The organism is Senegalimassilia faecalis, from assembly GCF_004135645.1.
Classification (GTDB): domain Bacteria; phylum Actinomycetota; class Coriobacteriia; order Coriobacteriales; family Eggerthellaceae; genus Senegalimassilia; species Senegalimassilia faecalis.
Map to the genome: position 1 here is coordinate 615,973 of NZ_SDPW01000001.1, position 18,797 is coordinate 634,769.

15 protein-coding genes and 1 riboswitch are annotated in these 18,797 nt (G+C 61.5%); of the genes, 9 read left to right on the top strand and 6 right to left on the bottom strand.

Going from position 1 to position 18,797, the window contains the following annotated elements; all coding sequences use genetic code 11:
* Nucleotides 1–551 precede the first annotated feature (551 nt).
* The 3 genes from ET524_RS02755 to ET524_RS02765 all read left to right on the top strand — a co-directional run bounded on the left by ET524_RS02755 (nucleotide 552) and on the right by ET524_RS02765 (nucleotide 4,376).
* Entirely contained in the window at nucleotides 552–1,253 is a 702-nt protein-coding gene (locus tag ET524_RS02755) for an RNA polymerase sigma factor (protein WP_129423230.1), read from the top strand.
* On the top strand, nucleotides 1,250–3,055 hold the full coding sequence (locus ET524_RS02760) for a hypothetical protein (protein ID WP_129423231.1): 1,806 nt from the start codon (nucleotides 1,250–1,252) through the stop codon (nucleotides 3,053–3,055). Before ET524_RS02755 ends, ET524_RS02760 begins: the two co-directional genes overlap by 4 nt.
* 397 nt (nucleotides 3,056–3,452) lie before the next feature.
* A complete protein-coding gene (locus tag ET524_RS02765) occupies nucleotides 3,453–4,376 on the top strand; it encodes a DUF2797 domain-containing protein (protein ID WP_129423232.1) in 924 nt (307 codons plus the stop codon).
* Nucleotides 4,377–4,456: 80 nt separating this feature from the next.
* Here the strand turns inward: ET524_RS02765 and ET524_RS02770 are convergent, their stop codons facing one another.
* Nucleotides 4,457–5,968: an alanine/glycine:cation symporter family protein gene (locus ET524_RS02770; protein WP_129423233.1), complete on the bottom strand. Its 1,512-nt coding sequence runs from the start codon at nucleotides 5,966–5,968 to the stop codon at nucleotides 4,457–4,459.
* A 415-nt stretch (nucleotides 5,969–6,383) separates the two neighbouring features.
* Here ET524_RS02770 and ET524_RS02775 point away from each other — a divergent pair, with 415 nt between their 5' ends.
* The 6 genes from ET524_RS02775 to ET524_RS02800 all read left to right on the top strand — a co-directional run bounded on the left by ET524_RS02775 (nucleotide 6,384) and on the right by ET524_RS02800 (nucleotide 13,026).
* The gene (locus tag ET524_RS02775; protein WP_129423234.1) at nucleotides 6,384–7,724 is read left to right on the top strand and encodes a coproporphyrinogen III oxidase family protein; all 1,341 of its coding nucleotides are present in this window, start codon (nucleotides 6,384–6,386) and stop codon (nucleotides 7,722–7,724) included.
* 205 nt (nucleotides 7,725–7,929) lie between these two features.
* Nucleotides 7,930–8,113, top strand: a riboswitch (FMN riboswitch).
* A 178-nt stretch (nucleotides 8,114–8,291) separates the two neighbouring features.
* Nucleotides 8,292–9,788, top strand: coding sequence for a bifunctional diaminohydroxyphosphoribosylaminopyrimidine deaminase/5-amino-6-(5-phosphoribosylamino)uracil reductase RibD (ribD, locus tag ET524_RS02780; protein WP_201738625.1), 1,497 nt, complete (start codon nucleotides 8,292–8,294; stop codon nucleotides 9,786–9,788).
* Nucleotides 9,770–10,447 (top strand): riboflavin synthase, encoded by a 678-nt coding sequence (locus tag ET524_RS02785; RefSeq protein WP_129423235.1) that lies wholly within the window; start codon nucleotides 9,770–9,772, stop codon nucleotides 10,445–10,447. The genes ribD and ET524_RS02785 overlap by 19 nt, the downstream gene beginning before the upstream one ends.
* Nucleotides 10,448–10,473: 26 nt before the next feature.
* Nucleotides 10,474–11,679 carry a bifunctional 3,4-dihydroxy-2-butanone-4-phosphate synthase/GTP cyclohydrolase II gene (locus tag ET524_RS02790; protein ID WP_129423236.1) on the top strand — a complete coding sequence of 402 codons (1,206 nt, stop codon included), beginning with the start codon at nucleotides 10,474–10,476 and terminating at the stop codon, nucleotides 11,677–11,679.
* Between the two features lie 87 nt (nucleotides 11,680–11,766).
* Nucleotides 11,767–12,234 (top strand): 6,7-dimethyl-8-ribityllumazine synthase, encoded by a 468-nt coding sequence (ribH, locus tag ET524_RS02795; RefSeq protein ID WP_330853304.1) that lies wholly within the window; start codon nucleotides 11,767–11,769, stop codon nucleotides 12,232–12,234.
* A gap of 225 nt (nucleotides 12,235–12,459) precedes the next feature.
* Nucleotides 12,460–13,026 (top strand): VanZ family protein, encoded by a 567-nt coding sequence (locus ET524_RS02800; protein WP_201738626.1) that lies wholly within the window; start codon nucleotides 12,460–12,462, stop codon nucleotides 13,024–13,026.
* A 153-nt stretch (nucleotides 13,027–13,179) separates the two neighbouring features.
* Here ET524_RS02800 and ET524_RS02805 read toward each other — a convergent pair whose 3' ends face one another.
* The 5 genes from ET524_RS02805 to modB form a co-directional block, all read right to left on the bottom strand.
* Nucleotides 13,180–14,106, bottom strand: a complete 927-nt coding sequence (locus ET524_RS02805) for a diacylglycerol/lipid kinase family protein (protein ID WP_236648240.1) — start codon at nucleotides 14,104–14,106, stop codon at nucleotides 13,180–13,182.
* Nucleotides 14,094–14,594, bottom strand: coding sequence for a cyclic pyranopterin monophosphate synthase MoaC (moaC, locus tag ET524_RS02810; protein WP_129423237.1), 501 nt, complete (start codon nucleotides 14,592–14,594; stop codon nucleotides 14,094–14,096). Before moaC ends, ET524_RS02805 begins: the two co-directional genes overlap by 13 nt.
* 270 nt (nucleotides 14,595–14,864) lie before the next feature.
* Entirely contained in the window at nucleotides 14,865–15,881 is a 1,017-nt protein-coding gene (gene moaA / locus ET524_RS02815) for a GTP 3',8-cyclase MoaA (protein WP_129423238.1), read from the bottom strand.
* A gap of 291 nt (nucleotides 15,882–16,172) precedes the next feature.
* Entirely contained in the window at nucleotides 16,173–17,297 is a 1,125-nt protein-coding gene (locus tag ET524_RS02820; RefSeq protein ID WP_129423239.1) for a sulfate/molybdate ABC transporter ATP-binding protein, read from the bottom strand.
* A gap of 3 nt (nucleotides 17,298–17,300) precedes the next feature.
* On the bottom strand, nucleotides 17,301–18,740 hold the full coding sequence (gene modB, locus ET524_RS02825; RefSeq protein WP_129423240.1) for a molybdate ABC transporter permease subunit: 1,440 nt from the start codon (nucleotides 18,738–18,740) through the stop codon (nucleotides 17,301–17,303).
* Nucleotides 18,741–18,797: the final 57 nt, after the last annotated feature.

Below are 18,797 nucleotides of genomic sequence, written 5' to 3' on the forward strand. Positions count from 1 at the left end.
CGATACTTTAGCACAGTAGAGTGATAAAGCAACACGTTTGACGATTAATTTACGATTCCCGGGACGCGGCACCCAGTGCGCAACAGCAAGGCGGTAAAACCTGAGGGCTTCCGGGCTTCCTGCTGCCAAAAAGTTCGTTTTTGCGAGCAGCAAATCTTAGGCGCGCTTCTGTCGATGTCCCCAACGCAAGCTTTGGCGTAACGACCGCACCTTCCACGAGCAAGCGAATGCCCCGCACTCCGAAAACGAGGGGGATTAACTCGCAAAAACGCACTTTTTGTCACCGACACAGGCTTGTCGAGCAGTCTATGCAAGTCATCTCAGGATGGGCCCATCCTGGCCCTGATAGACTCGCCGCGCAGCAGCTGGTCGCGCGTCTTCGCCCACCCGACCCGGTAGCGCTTTTGCCATCGATATAGCCATACTGCCCCGCTATCGATAACTTTTGCCACTTTTGCTCACTTTTTCGACATGCGCAACAAGAATGTGGTTCGAATCGTGTATCAGGTGTCGACTTAAACAGCGCGATCGCACCAACAGCAAGGAATGGTATGCAACAGAATCAAGACGCACAAAAACAAAAATGTGCCCAGGCAATGAGGGCGCACGGCAATGCGGTGTATCGCTTGGCTTTCGCTCGCATGCGCAACAAGGCCGATGCGGAAGACGTGTTTCAGACGACCTTTCTACGATATTTCGTATCTGGGAAAACGTTTTCCGACGAGTCTCACGAAAAGGCGTGGCTTTTGCGCGTGTGCATCAACGCGTGCATCGACCTGCAAAGAAGCGCGTGGAAAACGAAGGTCGGCTCTATTCCGAAGGACTACGACGTGGCTGACAAGAGCGCCGCGCCCCTCGAGCGAAACGCACAGGAAAGCGCGATAGACGAAGCGATGTCTGCGCTTTCTCCAGAGCAGCGAACGGCAGTACACCTGCACTATTTCGAAGGCTATGCAACGGGCGAGATTGCTCAAATGTTGGGTCTGCGTCCCGCCACGGTACGGAGCCATTTGCGCAGGGCCCGCATAGCGATGAAAGGGCAACTTCGTCAGGCCGATACAAAAGTTCGGAAAAAAGGCCAAGCAACCGTTCCATCTGAAAACGAAAGCGGCAATAAGGGCACGGCAGAGCGGCCCGAGGAGGCGCGTCTCTCGCCTTGCGGTGGACCACAGCCCACAGCGACGCCAAGCGAAAAGCCTTGCACGACATTCCCAGACTTAAAGGCATCCCCCAACAATGGAGGCGCACGATGAACGAAAACGAGCATTTGAAAAACCTCTACCGCGCCACGCAGCTCAAGGTAGAGGCGCCTGAAGCGATTCTGGAAAGAACGCTTCGCGCTTTCGACGACGAAGCTTCCGTCGCCAATGCACGAAAATCCCTTGACGAGCGCACTTGTCAATCACGCCCCCTGCGTGCTGTTTCGCGTAAGCGCGTCCCGTTCTATGCAGCAGCTGCATGCCTTGCCGTTGCCGCATTGGGCTTCGGAGCAGCGCATGTCGCCAACAGCAACGCCGATAACGCGAACGCGTCGGCGCCAAACGGCATCGTGGCTGCGACGAACTTGGATTTCACGGTCAAGGCATACGCATCGGGCACGCAAACGCCGCTTGCCATAGGCGACAACGGCATGATCGTATTCTCGCGAGCAAGCGATACCGCACTTGCAACGGCGGAATACGACACGAACGGCAGCTACACCGGATGCCTATTCCGAGTAGAGGCCGAAGGCGTGAAAACCGTGCAGGCGCACATCTCGAAGGGCATGCTGTACCGTTACGACGTGCAAAACGCCACCTACGCCACCGACGCAGAGCTTTTGGCGGAGGCAGCAAGCTGGAAGCCAATGAAGCGCGGAATTGGCGATGCGCTGGGAATGTACGACATGGTATCGACGGGCATCATGGATGACGGCCTGGCCAAAGACGACCCAAACAAAACCTATCAAGTTCAAACATCGAAGCGACTGGGGCAAACCGCCGAGCTCGACTACAGCGAAGGAGACTCGCAGGCATATTTCGGGCTGTGGACTAATGACCCGCTCGACCTTGACGACAAGAGCGAAAAGGATGACTCCAGCGACCCAGAGCTTGATGCCATCGCTAACGCGTTCGAAGGGGCGGAACTCACCATAACGGTAACGTTCGATGACGGCCGCACGTCAACCCAGGTCATTGAGCTGCATGCGGGCGACTTCGCCGCGAAGTGGAACGCTGAAGACCCCGATGGGTTGGCCACGCTCGAAATCGAACCGACCCTGCTCGATAACGCTAGCAAGGTGCCCGATGACGAGTTTGTCGTGCGCACGGTGTATGGCGAAGTAGTGTCGTCGAGTGACGAGGCCTTTCCCTTTGCAGACGAACCCGTAAACGAATACGAAAACGTAATAGACGACCCCACGCTGTTTTCGCAAGACTACGGCGAAGACTTCTGGAGTGAAGGATACGGCGTTGAGATCGTAGAAAACGGCCGGTCGTTCATGACTTACGCGAACGTCAACACGGGCAAGCCAGACGAAGATCCGTTCACCGCCCGAGAAGACAGCCCCTCGCTTGCGATTACCGACGTCGGTATAGAAACGGTCAAAGGCCTTCCCGAGGGAACCCAAATTGCCCACACCGAAATTGCACGCATGGCCCCGCTTGCCTATTGGAATCGAATCGTGTTGCAGCTCTGCGGATTCAGCTTGAACGATGACCTTACGCCGAGCGACGGCGCGAGCGTCGTGAAAGCCAGTTTCCTGGTATCGAATACGTCCAGCGAGACCAAGGTTTTACGAATTTCCAGTGCGTTCGGTATTGGCAAAATTGAGGGCAACTCACTGTTTTATGAGGCATTTGACGCGGCGCACCCGCTTATGTACGAGGTGACAAAGGAAGACGGCACGGTGCTCGGGTGGCTTGGCAATGACATGCTGACGCTTGCCCCGGGCGAATCGGCGCAGATGAACGCCTATTGGGAAATAAGCGATGCCGCCTTCACCGGTAAAAATCCAGCCATCGGCTTCGGCGCGAACGGCGAGCGCAACGTCGCAGTACCTTTCACTTTGAACTAAACGACCGCCAAGAACGAAAAGGCGCCTTTGCTGAGATCTCGCAAAGGCGCCGCAGGGGGCGTGTAGCCCGTTGCGCCTGTTGGTACCTTCCTTGAGGCTTACACAGAGAGCATTACAAGCCCACTTCCGGGCTTCCTGCTGTCAAAAAGTTTGTTTTTGCGAGTAGTAAACCTTGGGCGCGCTTCTGCCGATGTCTCCAACGCAAGCTATGGCGTAACGACCGCACCTTCCACGGGCAAGCGAATGCCCCGCACCCCGAAAACGAGGGGGATTAACTCGCAAAAACGCATTTTTTGTCACTGGCACCGCGCTATGATACACGCGAAACCCGTTACGCAGGCGACCACGCGGCATACGCCCGCGAAAGGCCTTGCCCGCGCGCGCCGAAAGGAAGCCCATGTCGAACCTGTTCGCAAATCATAGCGTCATCCTGGCCGGATACGGCTTCAGCGCCGACGGCCCTTACCTTACCGTCAACGACCTGACCGAAGGCACCGTGAACTACGTGCCCATACTCGGGCGGACGTTCTCGCTGCGCAAGCTCCCGCGTCGGCATTGCATTGGCCGCTTTGACCTGGAAACGTACGAGAAAAGCGTCTGCCCGCTTGACGTGGAGCTATTGCCCGACAGCAAAGAGGACATGTGCCCGGCGTGCATCGAGGCCACCGGCTTCAACCCATCGTTCTACTTCAGCAGCTACGTCTCGCCGCAACAACGCGCCTACAACCAGACGCCGCACTACGTGTACCTGGCGTATTTCGCGCCCGGTTACGTGAAAGCGGGCATTTCCAGCGAAATGCGCGGCATCGAGCGGCTGCTTGAGCAGGGCGCACGCGCTGCCCGCGTGGCGGGGTGCTTCACCTGCGCCGACGACGCCCGCGCGCTTGAGGCGGCGCTGTGCGCCTGCGACGGCGTGGCCGAGACCATGCGCGCGTCGTTGAAGGCCAAGCTGCTTGCCGATACGCCGTATTCGTTCGACGCCGCCTGCCGCGAGCTTGCGGATGCGGTTGCGCGCGTGGAAGACGTCGACGCCGTGGCGCAAGCAGGCTTTTGCCCCGAGGACCCGCTTGACCTGTCGCCGTACTATTTCGGCGGCCCCTCGCCCGACGCGTACGCCATGCAGCTGCCCGACGATTGGAACACCACCGACGTGTGCGCCGGCGTTTGCGCGGGCATGGTGGGCGCCAACCTGGTGTTTTGGCAGGACGGCACGAATTTCGTGGCGCCCATCAAACAATGGGAGTCGCACGAGATCGAATTCCTCGATGACGAAGTTGCCTGCGAATACGCCACCGAACCCCAGCAAATCTCGCTGTTCTAGAAACCAAAGCGCACCATACGCAAAAGCGCCGCCGGGCTGCATTGCCCGGCGGCGCTTCGTTGTTGCAACGTTGTTACGGTTTACGCCTTGTCAACCTCGACGTCGACGGCTTCCTCAAAGTATTCCTTCACCGGAGCCTCACCGAAGTCCTTCACTTCCTCAAGATGCCAGCACTCGGTTTTCGGCAGGCCCGGGATGCTATCGGCCAAAAACACCGGGTCTTTGCCGGCCGCGCGCTGCTCGGAGTAATCCTTCAGCGCAGCCAGCGCCCACTTGCCCAGAAGCAGGATGGCAATCAGGTTCATGATGGCCATGAGGCCCATGAAGATGTCGGCCAGGTTCCAAGCCAGATCGAAGCTGTTCACCGCACCGTAGAAGATGACGGCCAAGCACGCCAGGCGGAAGATGACCAGCGCGGTTTTGCTGTCGTTCTTGATGAAGCGGAAGTTCGACTCGGCGTAGAAGTAATTGCCGATAAGGCTGGAGTACGCGAACATGAAGATGGCGAACGTGATGAAGTGGATGCCGATGGGGCCCACGGCGTTGTTCACGGCCATCTGCACCAGCGGCATGCCATTCAGACCAGCGGCCGCGGCGGGATCTTGCACGTAGAACACCAGCACCATCATGGCCGAGCACGTGCAGATAAGCAGCGTGTCAATGTACACGGACAGGCTTTGCACCAGGCCCTGCTTCACCGGGTGTGACACGCTGGCCGTTGCGGCGGCGTTCGGGGCAGAACCCATGCCGGCCTCGTTCGAGTACAGGCCGCGCTTGATGCCCAGCATAACCACCGAGCCGGCGAAACCGCCGAAGATGGACTGGAAGTCGAACGCGCTTTCGAACATCAGGCCGAACACGGCGGGCAGCCACGTGATGTTGGAGATGGTGGTCCACAGCGCAATGGCAATGTAGGCAATGGCCATGACGGGCACGATGATGGATGTGATAACGCTGATGCGCTTCGAGCCGCCGAAGATGACGCCGGCCGTGAACACCACCAACGCCAGGCCCGCCGCCGCCGCAACGCCGTTCGTGGCGTAATCGGGGATGTAGTATTCAAGCGCGCTGCACGCGTTGAACGCCTGCAGGCCGTTGAAGCCGAACGCGAAGCACAAGATCAGCAACACGCTGAACAGCACGCCAAGCTTGTGGCTGCCAAGCGCCTGATGAATATAGTAAGCCGGGCCGCCGCGGAACTCGCCGTCGATGCCGCGCACCTTCCAGATCTGCGCCAGCGTGGACTCCACGAACGCCGAAGCCGCGCCCACCAGCGCCATGAGCCACATCCAGAACACGGCGCCCGGACCGCCCGTGGCAATGGCCGTGGCCACGCCGGCGATGTTGCCCGTGCCCACGCGGCTGGCGGTGGACACCATCAGCGCCTGGAACGATGAAATGGAGCGCTCGCCCTCCACGTGCTTCTTCTCGGTCAGCTGCTTGAACATGTCCTTGATGAAGCGAATCTGCACGCCTTTCGTGCGGATGGTGAAGTACACGCCCACTGCTACCAGCAGGATAAGCAGGATATACGTGTACATGAAGCCGTCGATTTCGCCGGTGACGTCGACAAGCCATGCGTTGAAGTCCATGTGGCTTTCCCCTTCTCGAACCGAATTTCATCCCGGGAATTTGTGCGCCCGCACAAAAGTTCACGGAAAGACCACTATACCGCATTTTGGCCTGGAAGAGAAAGGGTAGGCTTTCGCGAAACCCCGCCTCGCCGGCATGCAAAACCGCCGCAAGAACGCCGAAAGCAACGCGAATAACCTCGCCTGATTGGGCAAAACCGCGCCGCACATGACTAGCTGCAGCCGAAGCCCATCAAGCTTTCGTCAGCTTGACATCGGCGAACGGTTTAGACGTCACCCGCAGACGGCGCGTAAGCATCGGCGAGCGCAATTGTGTTCGTCGTTTTCGTTTACTTTACCGTAACCTTGCTTTTCCGCTCGAATGGCTAGAATGGTCTTTCACCGAATACAAAGCGACGACGCGTAAGGGGCGCTCATGCTTTCCGAACGATTTTTGACGAACCTGGTCAAGGAGATGACCAAGCGTCATCTCGACCTTCAGCCGACTGACGAGAGATTCTTCCCCAACCCGAAACCGGGCATGAAGTACATGCTGTACCTGCACGTGCCGTTTTGCCAGGTCCTGTGCCCGTACTGCAGCTTCAACCGCTACGTGTTCCACGAGGACATCGCCCGCACGTACTTCAAGAACTTGCGCCGCGAGATGATGATGCTCAAAGAACGCGGCTGGGATTTCGAAACGCTGTACTTCGGCGGCGGCACCCCCACCATCCTGCTTGACGAGCTGTGCGAGACCATCGACTTGGCCCGCGACAACTTCCACATCAAGGAAGTGGGCGTGGAAACGAACCCGAACCACCTGACCGACCCGTGGCTTTCTGAGCTGAAAGGCCGCGTGCAACGCCTGTCCGTGGGCGTGCAAAGCTTCAATAACGACCTGCTCAAGCAGATGGATCGTTACAAGAAGTACGGCAGCGGCGAAGAGATTTTCGAGCGCATTGGGCTTGCGGCGCCATATTTCGACTCCATCAACGTCGACATGATCTTCAACTTCCCGAATCAAACTGAAGACATCCTGTTTGACGACCTGGAGAAGATCGTGGCGTGCGGTGCGCGACAGACCACGTTCAGCCCACTGTACGTTTCCAGCGCCACCACGCGCAAGATGGAGAAGTCGCTTGGCAACATGGATTACAACCGCGAGTACCGCTACTACCAGATTCTTGACGGCGTGCTTACCGGCGGTGACCAGCCGTTTTTCAGCCGCGACACCATCTGGACGTTCAACCGCCTAAACCACGACGGCGGTCACGACACGAACCTGTACGCCGAAGAGCTGCAGGTGGCCTACAACGAATACCCCGGCATCGGCAGCGGCTCGATCACGCACCTCAACGGCGCGCTGTACGTGAACACGTTCAGCCTGCAGGAGTACAACGAGGCCATCGAAGCCGGGCACATGTCCATCATGGGTAAATGCATCATGTCGAAGCGCGATCTGGCGCGCTACTACTTCCTGCTGCACCTGTATCAGCTGCGCCTGGACAAGCAGGACTTCAAGCAGCAGTTCGGCCAGAGCATCGAAACGCTTTTGCCTGCGGAAATGGCGTTTTTCCGCGCGCACCGCGCATTTGAGACCGACAACGCGCAGGAGCTGACGCTCACGTGCATGGGCCGCTACCTGACGCTCATTTTGTATCGCCAGTTCCTGTCGGGCATGAACAACTTGCGCGACCAGGCCCGCGACGCGCTTTCCGGCCCCGAGCACGACCTGCTGTTCGGCGACGAAACGAACTGCAGCGCTTGCTTAGACTAGCGTTCGCAGCAACCGCTTACTGCGAAACGGCACCCGTTTGGGTGCCGTTTTTGTTGCTACCGCATGATGATTGGCAGCAGCGTTTGCGCTGGCGAAACGGTCGATGGTTTCGTTTGCGACGTGTGCGCGCAGCGGGCGATTTGCAAACGCGGGCAAACTTTCTGCTTGCGCAGCCGCGCAGGCAGGCCTATACTGCCTAACCAAGATATCTGTTCAGGGCGAGGTGCAATTCCTCACTGGCGGTAACGCGAAGCGCTCAGGCGCCACCGCGAAGTCCGCAACCCGAGCAGGTTGCGCAAACGCCGTTTCGGCGGCGGGTTGCAACTTGCTTGGCTGATCTGGTGAAAGTCCAGGACCAACGGTTACAGTCCGGATGGAAGAACAGGAGCACGAACGCATGCGGCCGGCAAGCCGCGTGCGCGCCGCGGTTTTCCGCGACTAAACGATGCCCACGGCGCTCACTTCGCCGGCCGGGCACCTCATCGTTGCTTGTTTACGCCCGCAGATTCCCTGCGGGCGTTTTTCATGCCTGGACCTCGCAGGGTGGCTACGAGAGAAAGGGCACGCATGGCAGGCATAACGAAACCTCAACCCCAGAAAGGAAACGAAAGCGCAGCTGGCGAAGCCGTGGCAGCATCCGCTTGCGATGGGCTGACGCAGCAGCCGGGCAACGCATGTGCGCCCGGCAGTGGGCAGAACGCGCACGCGAACGCTGCGGATGCCGACGATGCGCGCGGCAAGCCATCGACGTTCGCGAATAGCGCAGGCGCCGGCTGCGAGCACGACGCCGATGACGTGCGCTTCATGCGCCGCGCTATCGAGCTGGCGTGGCGCGGCGCTGGTTGGACGAGCCCGAACCCGCTGGTAGGCTGCGTCATCGTGCGCGAAGGGCGCGTTATCGGCGAAGGCTGGCACGAGCGCTACGGGCAGGCGCATGCCGAGCGCAACGCGCTGGCCGACTGCCCGCTGCGCAGCGGGCAAGGCGCAAGCGGCCAACCGGCCAACCCCGACGACCCGGCGCACGGATGCGCGCAAGGCGCCACGGCGTATGTGACGCTGGAACCCTGCTGCCATACCGGCAAGCAGCCGCCGTGCACCGAAGCGCTTATCGCAGCGGGCATCGCGCGCGTGGTGGTGGGCAGCCGCGACCCAAACCCGCTCGTAGCCGGCAAAGGCTGCGAAGCGCTGCGCGCCGCCGGCATCCGCGTGGACGCAGACGTGCTGCGCGCTGCGTGCGACGAACTCAACTCCGTGTTCTTCCACTTCATCACGCACAAAACGCCGTACGTGGTGGCAAAATGGGCCATGAGCGCCGACGGTAAAATCGCTTGCGCGTCAGGCGATGCGCGCTGGATCACTGGCCCCGAAGCGCGCGTTGACGTTCACGAACTGCGCCATAGGCTTGCCGCCATCTGCGTAGGCATCGGCACCGTGCTTGCCGACGACCCGCTGCTGACCTGCCGCCGCGACACACCTGGCAGCCAACCCGTGCGCGTGGTGCTTGACTCGCGCCTGCGCATTCCCGAAGACTGCGCGCTGGTTCGCTCGTGCAGCGAGGGCGCCGCTCCGCTTATCGTTGCAACGTGCGCACCCGTAGCCGATGAGGCATCGCCCGAGGCTGCGAAGGCAAAGCGCCTGGCCAGCAGAGGGGTCGAGGTTTTTTCCGTTGCCCCCGACGCTGCCGGACGCGTTTCCGTTTCCCATCTGCTTGCCATGCTGGGAAGCTGCGGCATCGACTCGCTGCTGGTGGAAGGCGGCGCCGGCGTGTTGGCGGCGTTCTTCGAAGCCGGCGCCGTCAACGAGGCCGTGGTGTACGTGGCGCCGAAAGTCATCGGCGGCGCCGGGGCGCCCAGCCCCGTGGCCGGGAAAGGCGCCCCGCGCATGGCCGATGCCGTAGCGCTTGGCCGCGCAACCAGCGACGTGCTCGGCGACGACGTGAAGCTCATGTTCGCACCTGCGGGCGCCGCGCGCGTGGCAAGCCAAACGCGCATCGCGCGCAAAGCCGCCGACGATTGGCACGCGTCTGCCGCGGAAGGAGGCGCACCATGTTCACCGGCATCGTAGAGGAGCTCGGGCGCATCGTGCGCGTGCCCTCGCCCGGCCGCGCGGGCCAGCTGGAAATCGCCGCCACCCGCGTGCTTGCCGGCACGAACGTCGGCGACAGCATCGCCGTGAACGGCGTGTGTCTTACCGCCACCACCGTTTCCGCCGCCGGATTCACCGCCGACGTCATGCCGCAAACGCTTGCGCACTCCAACCTTGGCGCGCTGCGCGCCGGCAGCCCCGTGAACCTTGAGCGCGCCATGGCGGCCGATGGACGCTTCGGCGGGCACATCGTGTCGGGGCACATCGACGGCACGGGTACCATCCGGCGCATCCGCCGCGACCAAAACGCCGTGCGATTCGCCATCGAGGCGCCGGCGAGCATCATGGCGCTGATCGTGCAGCGCGGCTCGGTGGCCATCGACGGCATCAGCCTGACGGTGGCCGAGCTTGCCGCCGACGCGTTCGAGGTGTCCATCATCCCCCACACCATCGAGCAGACAACGCTTTCGCACCGCAAACCGGGCGATGCGGTGAACCTGGAAAACGACGTGGTCGGCAAATACGTTCAACGGTTGTTGCATGGAGTTTGTACAACGCCAGCAGAACGCGAAGCAGCGAATGCGTCCGCTTCCCCTTCGCCGCTTTCCCTCTCCTATCTTTCCGCACACGGCTTCTAGCCTTCCCCACCTGAAAGGACTCACTCATGAGCATGAATACCATTCCCGAAGCGCTTGACGAGCTGCGCGCCGGCCACGTCATCATCGTGGTGGACGACCCCGACCGCGAGAACGAGGGCGACCTCATCTGCGCTGCCGAATTCGCCACCCAGGCAAACGTCAATCTGATGGCCAGCGTGGCGAAGGGCCTTATCTGCATGCCGATGAGCAGCGAGATTGCACACAAGCTCAACCTGGAGCAGATGGTTTCCGAGAACACCGACAACCACGAAACGGCGTTCACCGTCAGTATCGACCACGTGTCCACCACCACGGGCATTTCGGCCGCCGAGCGTTCCATCACGGCCATGAAGTGCGTTGACCCCGACGCCAAGCCCAGCGATTTCCGTCGCCCCGGGCACATGTTTCCCCTGGTGGCGAAAGCAGGCGGCGTGCTTGAGCGCAACGGGCACACCGAGGCCACCGTCGATCTGATGCGCCACGCGGGCATGAAGCAGTGCGGGCTGTGCTGCGAGATCATGCGCGAAGATGGCACCATGATGCGCACGACCGAGCTGATGGAGCTGGCACGGCAGCGCAACCTGGTTATCGTGTCCATCAAGCAACTGCAAGACTGGTGCCGCACGCACGACAACCACATGCACGAGCAGGCGTGCGTGCAGCTGCCCACGGCGTTCGGCACGTTCACCGCGCACGGGTTCGTAAACGACATCACCGGCGAAGAGCACGTGGCGCTGGTGAAGGGCGACTTAGGCGACGGGCGCGACGTGCTGTGCCGCGTGCATTCCGAGTGCCTGACCGGCGACGTGTTCGGCTCGATGCGCTGCGACTGCGGCGAGCAACTGCATGCGGCGCTGGCGGCCATCGAGGCCGAAGGGCGCGGCGTGCTTCTGTACATGCGCCAGGAAGGGCGCGGCATCGGGCTGATGAACAAGCTGCGCGCCTATGAGCTGCAGGAGCAGGGGCTTGACACCGTCGAGGCGAACGAGGCGCTGGGGTTCGCTCCTGACCTGCGCGAATACTGGAGCGGCGCGCAGATTCTGCGCAATTTGGGCTGCAAGTCGCTACGCCTGCTTACGAACAACCCCGACAAGGTGTACGGGCTTTCGGGCTTCAACCTGGAAATTTCCGAGCGCGTGCCCATCGAGATTGCCCCGCAGGAGCACGACCGCCGCTATCTGCAGACGAAGGCGCACCGCATGGGGCACCTGCTGGAGCATCTGGAAGACTAGCTTACACACCGATGTTGTACGTGTTTCGTGCAACATCATGTCAACTTCGCATAAGCATCGCCTATACCGAAACGAAAGGATTTCATCATGGCCATCAACATCATCGAAGGAAACGTTGTCAACGAGGGCATGAAGGTGGGCGTCGTGTGCGCCCGCTTCAACGAGTTCATCACGGCCAAGCTGCTTGGCGGCGCGGTGGATGCGCTGCGTCGTCACAACGTGCCCGAGGAAGACGTCACGGCGGCGTGGGTTCCTGGCGCATTCGAGATTCCCGTCACGGCCAAGCGCATGGCTGCAAGCGGCAAGTACGACGCGGTCATCTGCCTGGGCGCGGTCATCCGCGGCGCAACGTCGCACTACGACGTGGTGTGCAACGAAGTGTCGAAAGGCATCGCGCAGGTGCAGCTGGAAACGGGCGTGCCCGTGATGATGGGCGTGCTGACCGTCGACACCATCGAGCAGGCTATCGAACGCGCGGGCACGAAAGCCGGCAACAAGGGCTTCGAATGCGGCGTGGGCGCCATCGAGATGGTCAACGTGCTGCGCCAGCTGTAACCCGGCGTGCGGCTCAAGCGGCGCGCCGGGTTGTGGGCGGCGCAGCTTACGATTCGGCGGCTCGCCAATCACGTCGCAGTCTAGCGGCCACTGATCGTCCGGCAAGCAGCAGCCGTCCGCACCACCCGGCCTCGTTGTGGGCAAGGGGACTTCGCAATTCGCGCCTTTCGTGAAGCGCTTCGGTTAGCGCCGCTGCAACCGAAGCGCTTTGCTAGACTCATCGGCATGATGAAAGACGAAACCAAACCCCAAAACCCCGAAGGCGCATCACCCGCCTCCTCGGTCCAGCAGCCCCAAACCGGGCACCTCTCCCGCAAAACCGCCGCGATCATCTCCTGGATTGTCGTGGCCTTCATGCTAGCGTTCATCTTCTACATGTCCAGCCGCAGCGGCAACGACATCGATCACAACACGGGCATTTTCTCGGCAATCAAGGAATGGCTGTCCGTCCAAGCGCTTGCGCTTTTCGGCCGCGAAGTTGACGTGAGCCCCGTCGGGCACTTCTGCGAATACCTGGCCCTAGGCGCTGCGCTTGCCAACGCGCTGCGATTCCATCTGAAACCCGAAGGTGCGGCCGGCGCGCTGCTGGTGGCCCGGCCCATCGATGCGCTGTCGAAATGGGCGCCCGCCATTGCCGCAGCGCTTTCAAGCGTGTACGGCGTCACCGACGAGTTCCATCAGATATTCACCCCCGGACGCAGCTGCGACCCCATGGACTGGCTTGTCGACACCATAGCCGCTACTATCGGTGCCCTCATCTGCTACTTCGTGCTGAAAAAGCTCCGCAAATAAACGAAGGACCCCACGGGGTCCTTCTCTTTTTCTCTCAGAAGCGAGAGCAGAGCAACGAAGCGAAAGCAACCAAAATGGAACGCTGGCGATTCGTTAGCTCCATCGTTGATGGTGCTTGCCCCGCCCCCGCCATCGGCCCTAGTGAACCGCAGGTTATTGCAGCACGCGCAGCGCGGCGGGCATCACTTCGGCCTCGAACACGCTTGCCTCGATGCGTTCGCCGTCCACCTGCGCGGGCGGCATTTCGTCGAACTCGACGCGCATCTTGCGCGCCTGGTGAAACTCCATGCGCGGCGACGAAACGTGGTTGCCGTTTTTCGCGCGAAGGAAAATAGCCGCAGCACCCACCGGCCCGATGGGCGGATTGCTGATGCACAAGTCGAACAGCCCGTCGTCCAAGCTTGCATCGGGGCAAATGCGAAATCCGCCACCGTAGTACGGCCCCATTTGCACGGCGAACGTGATGGACGCGCCCTGCATAACCGGGCCATCGTCAAGCTGCAAGCGGTAAACGCGCTCATCAAGGTGATGGAACAGCTGGTCAAACCCGCTTGCCATGTACAGCACCGTGCCGCTTTTGCCCGTGCGCTTGCGACGCTCCATGGTGTCAAGCGCAATAGCGGCGTCAAGTCCAAACGACAGCGTTTCGGCGAAGAACTCGCCGTTGACGCAGCCGATATCAACAGGGCGCACCTTCGCGTGCAGCAGACGCGCGCAAGCTTTGTCAACCTGCGCCGGAATGCCCAGAGCACGCGCATAGTCGTTGCCGGAGCCCACGGGAATCACGCCAAGCTGCGGACGCGCAACAACAGGCAGCGCCATCAGGCCGTTCACCACCTCGTGGATAACGCCATCGCCGCCCAGCGCCACCACGGTGTCGGCCCCGTCAGCCGCCTTCGCAAGCGCGCACGCATGACGCGGCCCCGCCGTGCGCGCAACCGTTACCGCATCGGCGCCCAGCGCAGCGCGCAGCAACTCGGCCGCCCGATCAGCCGCTGCATCCCCCGCCCCGCTTTGCGCAGCCGGATTCGCAATCAACAACACCCGCCCCAGCAAAGACAAGGCTCCTACCTCTTCCACAAGCCCGTCTTGCCGCCGTCTTTCAGCAGCAGGCGCACGTCCATGATCTCCATGCCGCGGTCAACCGCTTTGCACATATCGTAAATGGTCAGGCACGCCACGCTTGCCGCGGTCAGCGCCTCCATCTCGATGCCCGTTTTGCCCGTGACGCCCGTGGTGGTGGTCACGTGGATGCCCACGCGGCCGTCCTCGCGCTGGCCTTCGTGCACCGGCTCGCACTCCACCTTCGCCTTCGTGATGTTCAGCGGATGGCACATGGGAATCAGCGTGCTCGTTTGCTTTGCGGCCATCACGCCCGCCACGCGCGCGCACGCCAGCACGTCGCCCTTCGCCGCTTTGCCCTCGACGATCAGCGCCAACGTGTCGGGATGCATGCTGATGAAGCCCTCGGCCACGGCCACGCGCTTCGTGATGTCCTTATCGGACACGTCCACCATGCGCACGTCGCCCTTCTCGTCGATATGCGTCAAATGCTGCTGCTCAGTCATAGCTGTTCTCCTAAAAACGAAAACCGATCGAAGTCTTATCGCTTCGCAGCTTACTCCTACTAGTGGGACAAAGGGACTGTTCCCTTTGTCCCAAAGAACATCAGGGACGCCACCAAAGTCAGCGAGGGCGCCTGTGGTGCGTCGTATTCGTGGGAACGTGAAGGCGAAGCGTACTTTGGTACGCGAGTTTTCAGGTTCGCGCAAAGACGGCGTGCCACGGGCGGCTGCAGCGTCGAGTAAATCCGTTTGCCGACAGGCAAACGGAACCGCTTAGCCGCCGATTTGGCTCATGCGGCGTTCCGTGCCGGTGATGTCGTCGTGGTCGTCGGGCTTTGCGCCTAGCGCCAGGCGGAACACGGCGGCCAGGTCCTGCTCGATTTCCGCTTCGGACTTTCCGCTGCGCAGCACGCTGCGCACGTCGTATTCGCGGTCGCTGAACAAACACGGACGCAGCTTGCCGTCGGCCGTTAGGCGCATACGGTTGCATTCCCCGCAGAAATGCCTGCTCATGGGGCTGATGAACCCAACCGTGCCCTTTGCACCGGGGAACTCGAAATAGCGCGCCGGGCCCCAACCCAGCGGCTGATGCTGCCCGGCCGGCACCAGCTCGGGCAGTCCTTCGGCACGGGCGGCCTTGTTGATGCGCTCGTACAGCTCTTCGCACGAGATAACGTCGTCGGGGCCCCAACCGCAACCGTCCGAACCCGAGCTTTCGCCCACGGGCATATACTCGATGAAGCGCACATGCAGCGGGCGATCGATGGACAGCTTTGCGAATGCCAAATAGTCCTGATTCAGCTGGCGCACGGCCACGGCGTTGATTTTCACGGGGTTGAAGCCCGCCGCAAGCGCCGCGTCGATGCCGTCAAGCGCCTCTTGCAGCTGCCCGCGCCGCGTGATGAAGTGGAACTGCTCGGCGTCAAGCGTGTCCAGCGAGATGTTCACGCGCGAAAGCCCCGCCTCGCGCAGCTGGTCGGCCATGCGCGGCAGCAGCACGCCGTTCGTGGTCAGCGAGATATTCTTGATGCCCGGCGTTTCGTTGATGTCGCGCACCAGGTCAACCACGCCTTTGCGCACCAGCGGCTCGCCGCCGGTCAGGCGCACGCTGCGGATGCCCAGCTTCGCGAACGCGCGCACCACCTGCGCAATCTCCTCGATGCGCAAGATGTCGGTATGGCACATGGATTCCACGCCCTGCTCGGGCATGCAGTAGATGCAGCGGTAATTGCAGCGGTCCGTCAGCGATATGCGCAGATAATCGATGGTGCGACCGTGTCCGTCCTTCATGAAATCCCCTCTCATTTCGAGCCCTCAGTGTACCACGAGCGCGCCGAATGCGCCCTTGAGGGTAACAGTTGCCACACGCTGCTCGCCGAATCAACGCAACCGCCCACCGAAGCGAACGGCGAAGCGCACGAATCGCCTCGCAAACAGGCCCTCAGCCGCCAACCACCGCCCAGACAACGCCAGCCGCATCCACGCCCACAGCCCACGAAAAGCGAAAGCCTCCCGCCTCGTGCCACCGCAATCGTGTCCAAGAAATGGGAGGCCGTCGCTTACACGCAAAGCCTTCGCTGCCTATTTCTCAACCAGGTACAGCTTGTCGTCGGGAATACGAATCCACACTTCCTCGCCCTCGTGCGGCAAGTGCGCGGCATTCACCTTCAGCTTGTCCACGCGCCAAAACAGATGCTGGTGCAGGTACTTCATCTCGTCTTCCGTGCGCTCGACGGCAGGCGCCGCCTTCTCGCTGCGGTCGCAGAAGCCCAAAAGCACCGTGCGCTCGAAACGCGAGTCGCTCACACGGTCGACGCGCATACGGAAGCAGTTACGGCCCGGGCCATCGGCGCGCTCCAGGTAAAACGCGCGCACGCCCAGGCACTTGACCCCTTCGGGCACCTCGGCGGCCGTCTCCACCTCAACGCCCCACTTTGGCAGCCATACGCGGCGCGCGTCCACGCGCTCGGCCGGCGTGGCGTTCTTGCAGCCCGACAGCTTGATGCCGGCCTGGCTTTGCGGGCGGTTCACCAAATCGTCGCCCGTGCCCATCTCCATGATGTGCCCCGATTCCACCACGGCGATGCGGTCGCAGAAGCGCAGCGCTTCGTCGATGTCGTGCGACACGTACAGGATGGTGCCGCGGAACGCGTCGAACAGGCTGACCAGGTTCTGCTCGAGCACGCTTTCCAGGTGCGCGTCGAGCGCGGAAAACGGCTCGTCGAGCATCAAAATGCCTGGACGCGCCGCAAGCATGCGCGCAAGCGCCACGCGTTGCTGCTGGCCGCCGGAGAGCTGCACGGGATAGCGCTTCTCGAAGCCCGACAGGCCGAAGCGCTTCAGCTCCGCTTGCACCATGGCGTCGCGATCGGCCGGCGACACGTCCTTCGGGATGCCGGCCGCCACGTTCTGCGCCACGGTCAGGTTGGGGAACAACATGTAGTTCTGGAACAGCAAGGCGGTTTTGCGCTGCTGCGGCGTCAGGTCTACGCGCGCTTTCTTGCCCGGCGCGCGGTCGAAGAACACCGTGCCGTTTACCACGATCTTGCCCGCGTCCGGACGCTCAATGCCGGCGATAGAGCGCATCGTCAGGCTTTTGCCGCAGCCCGATGCGCCCAGAAGACCCATCGTCTCGTCGCCTGCAGTGAACTGCGACTGCAGATGGAACCCTTTGAACTTCTTCTCGATGTCTACTTCAAGGCTCATGATTTACTCCGAACGCTTGCGGTACTTGGTGGTGTGCCCGCTCCACAGGTTGATGAACACGATGACCACCAGGGAGAACACGATGATGACGGCCGTCCAGAACCAGGCGACGTCGCTGTTGCCGTTCATCCACTCGAAGTAGATGGCGATGGGGATGGTGCGCGTGATGCCCACGTAGTTGCCCGCCATGAACAGCGTGGCGCCGAACTCGCCCAGGGCGCGCGCGAACGCCAGCACCATGCCGGCGGCGATGCTCGACCACGAAAGCGGCAGCATCAGGCGCACGAAAATCTTCGCGTTCGACCAACCCAGCGTGCGGGCGGCATCGAGCATGTTGCGGTCAAGGCTTTCGAACGCGCCAAGCGCGTTGCGGTACATAAGGGGGAACGCCACCACCACCGCGGCGATGACGCACGCCGTGGGGCTGAAAATCAGCGGGAAGCCCGTTTCTATCCAAAAACGGCCAAACGCCGTGTTCGAGCCGCACAGAAACAGCAAGATGAAGCCGCACACCGTCGGCGGCAGCACCATGGGGATGGTGAAGATGGCGTCGAAGATGCTTTTCACGCGCGGGCTGAGGTTCAGGCAGAAGTACGCCGCCAACAGCCCCAAGATCACGATGAACACGATGGCGATGCCCGTGGTGCGCAAGCTTACCCACAGCGGGCTCCAATCCAGGTTCTGCAAAAACTCGCTCATAGCGGCCAGACCCGTGGGAGCAGCCGTGATGGTAACCGAGTCGGCGGGCGCGATAACGCCGAAGTCGGCGAACGAAGGTTTGGCGTAGTTCGCGTTCTCGCTGTCGGTGATGTCGCTGCCATCGGCGCCGATGACCAGCGCATACGTTTTGCCGGATATGTCCTGGTCGAACTGGAAGCGAACCGCACCCACCGCGTAAGTTTGCTGCGCGGTGAAATACCACGTGGAAATGTTGGTCAGCGGCACCGAGCCAGACGACTGCCCCGCATCAAGCGCGCAGAACAGCTTTTTCAACGCATCGACGGTTTGCGAATCGGAAAAATCGATGCTGCGCTCCTGCGCCATCTTCTGCGGGATGTAGGCCACCACGTAATCATCAACGGCAACAAGCTGCGCCACCTGACCCGAGCCCTGGCCGATCAGATACGCATAGCCGCGGTATTCCCCATCGATGCTGCGGTTGGACCCCTTCTGCGCTCGCGAGAAATCGCTTATCGCAAAACTGCTGCCGTCAAGCGCGGCGGCATCCCCGTCTTTCGACACCTGCACCGCCGACGTGTCCACCTCGCCCGACGACTGCGCACCGGATGCAGCGGACGTTTGCGCCTTCGCACCTGCCGCCGGCGTATCCACATCGCCGAGCGCATCGTCGGCGAGGGCGGGCAACGCCGCAGCGAAAGCAAGCGCGCAAGCCACAGCAAGGCTTGCGATAAATCGCTTCGCGCGTTTTCCCCTTTTGGTCATAAAACCATCCTTAGGCGATAAGAGGATGGGCCGCAATCAGCCCATCCCCTCCCATGC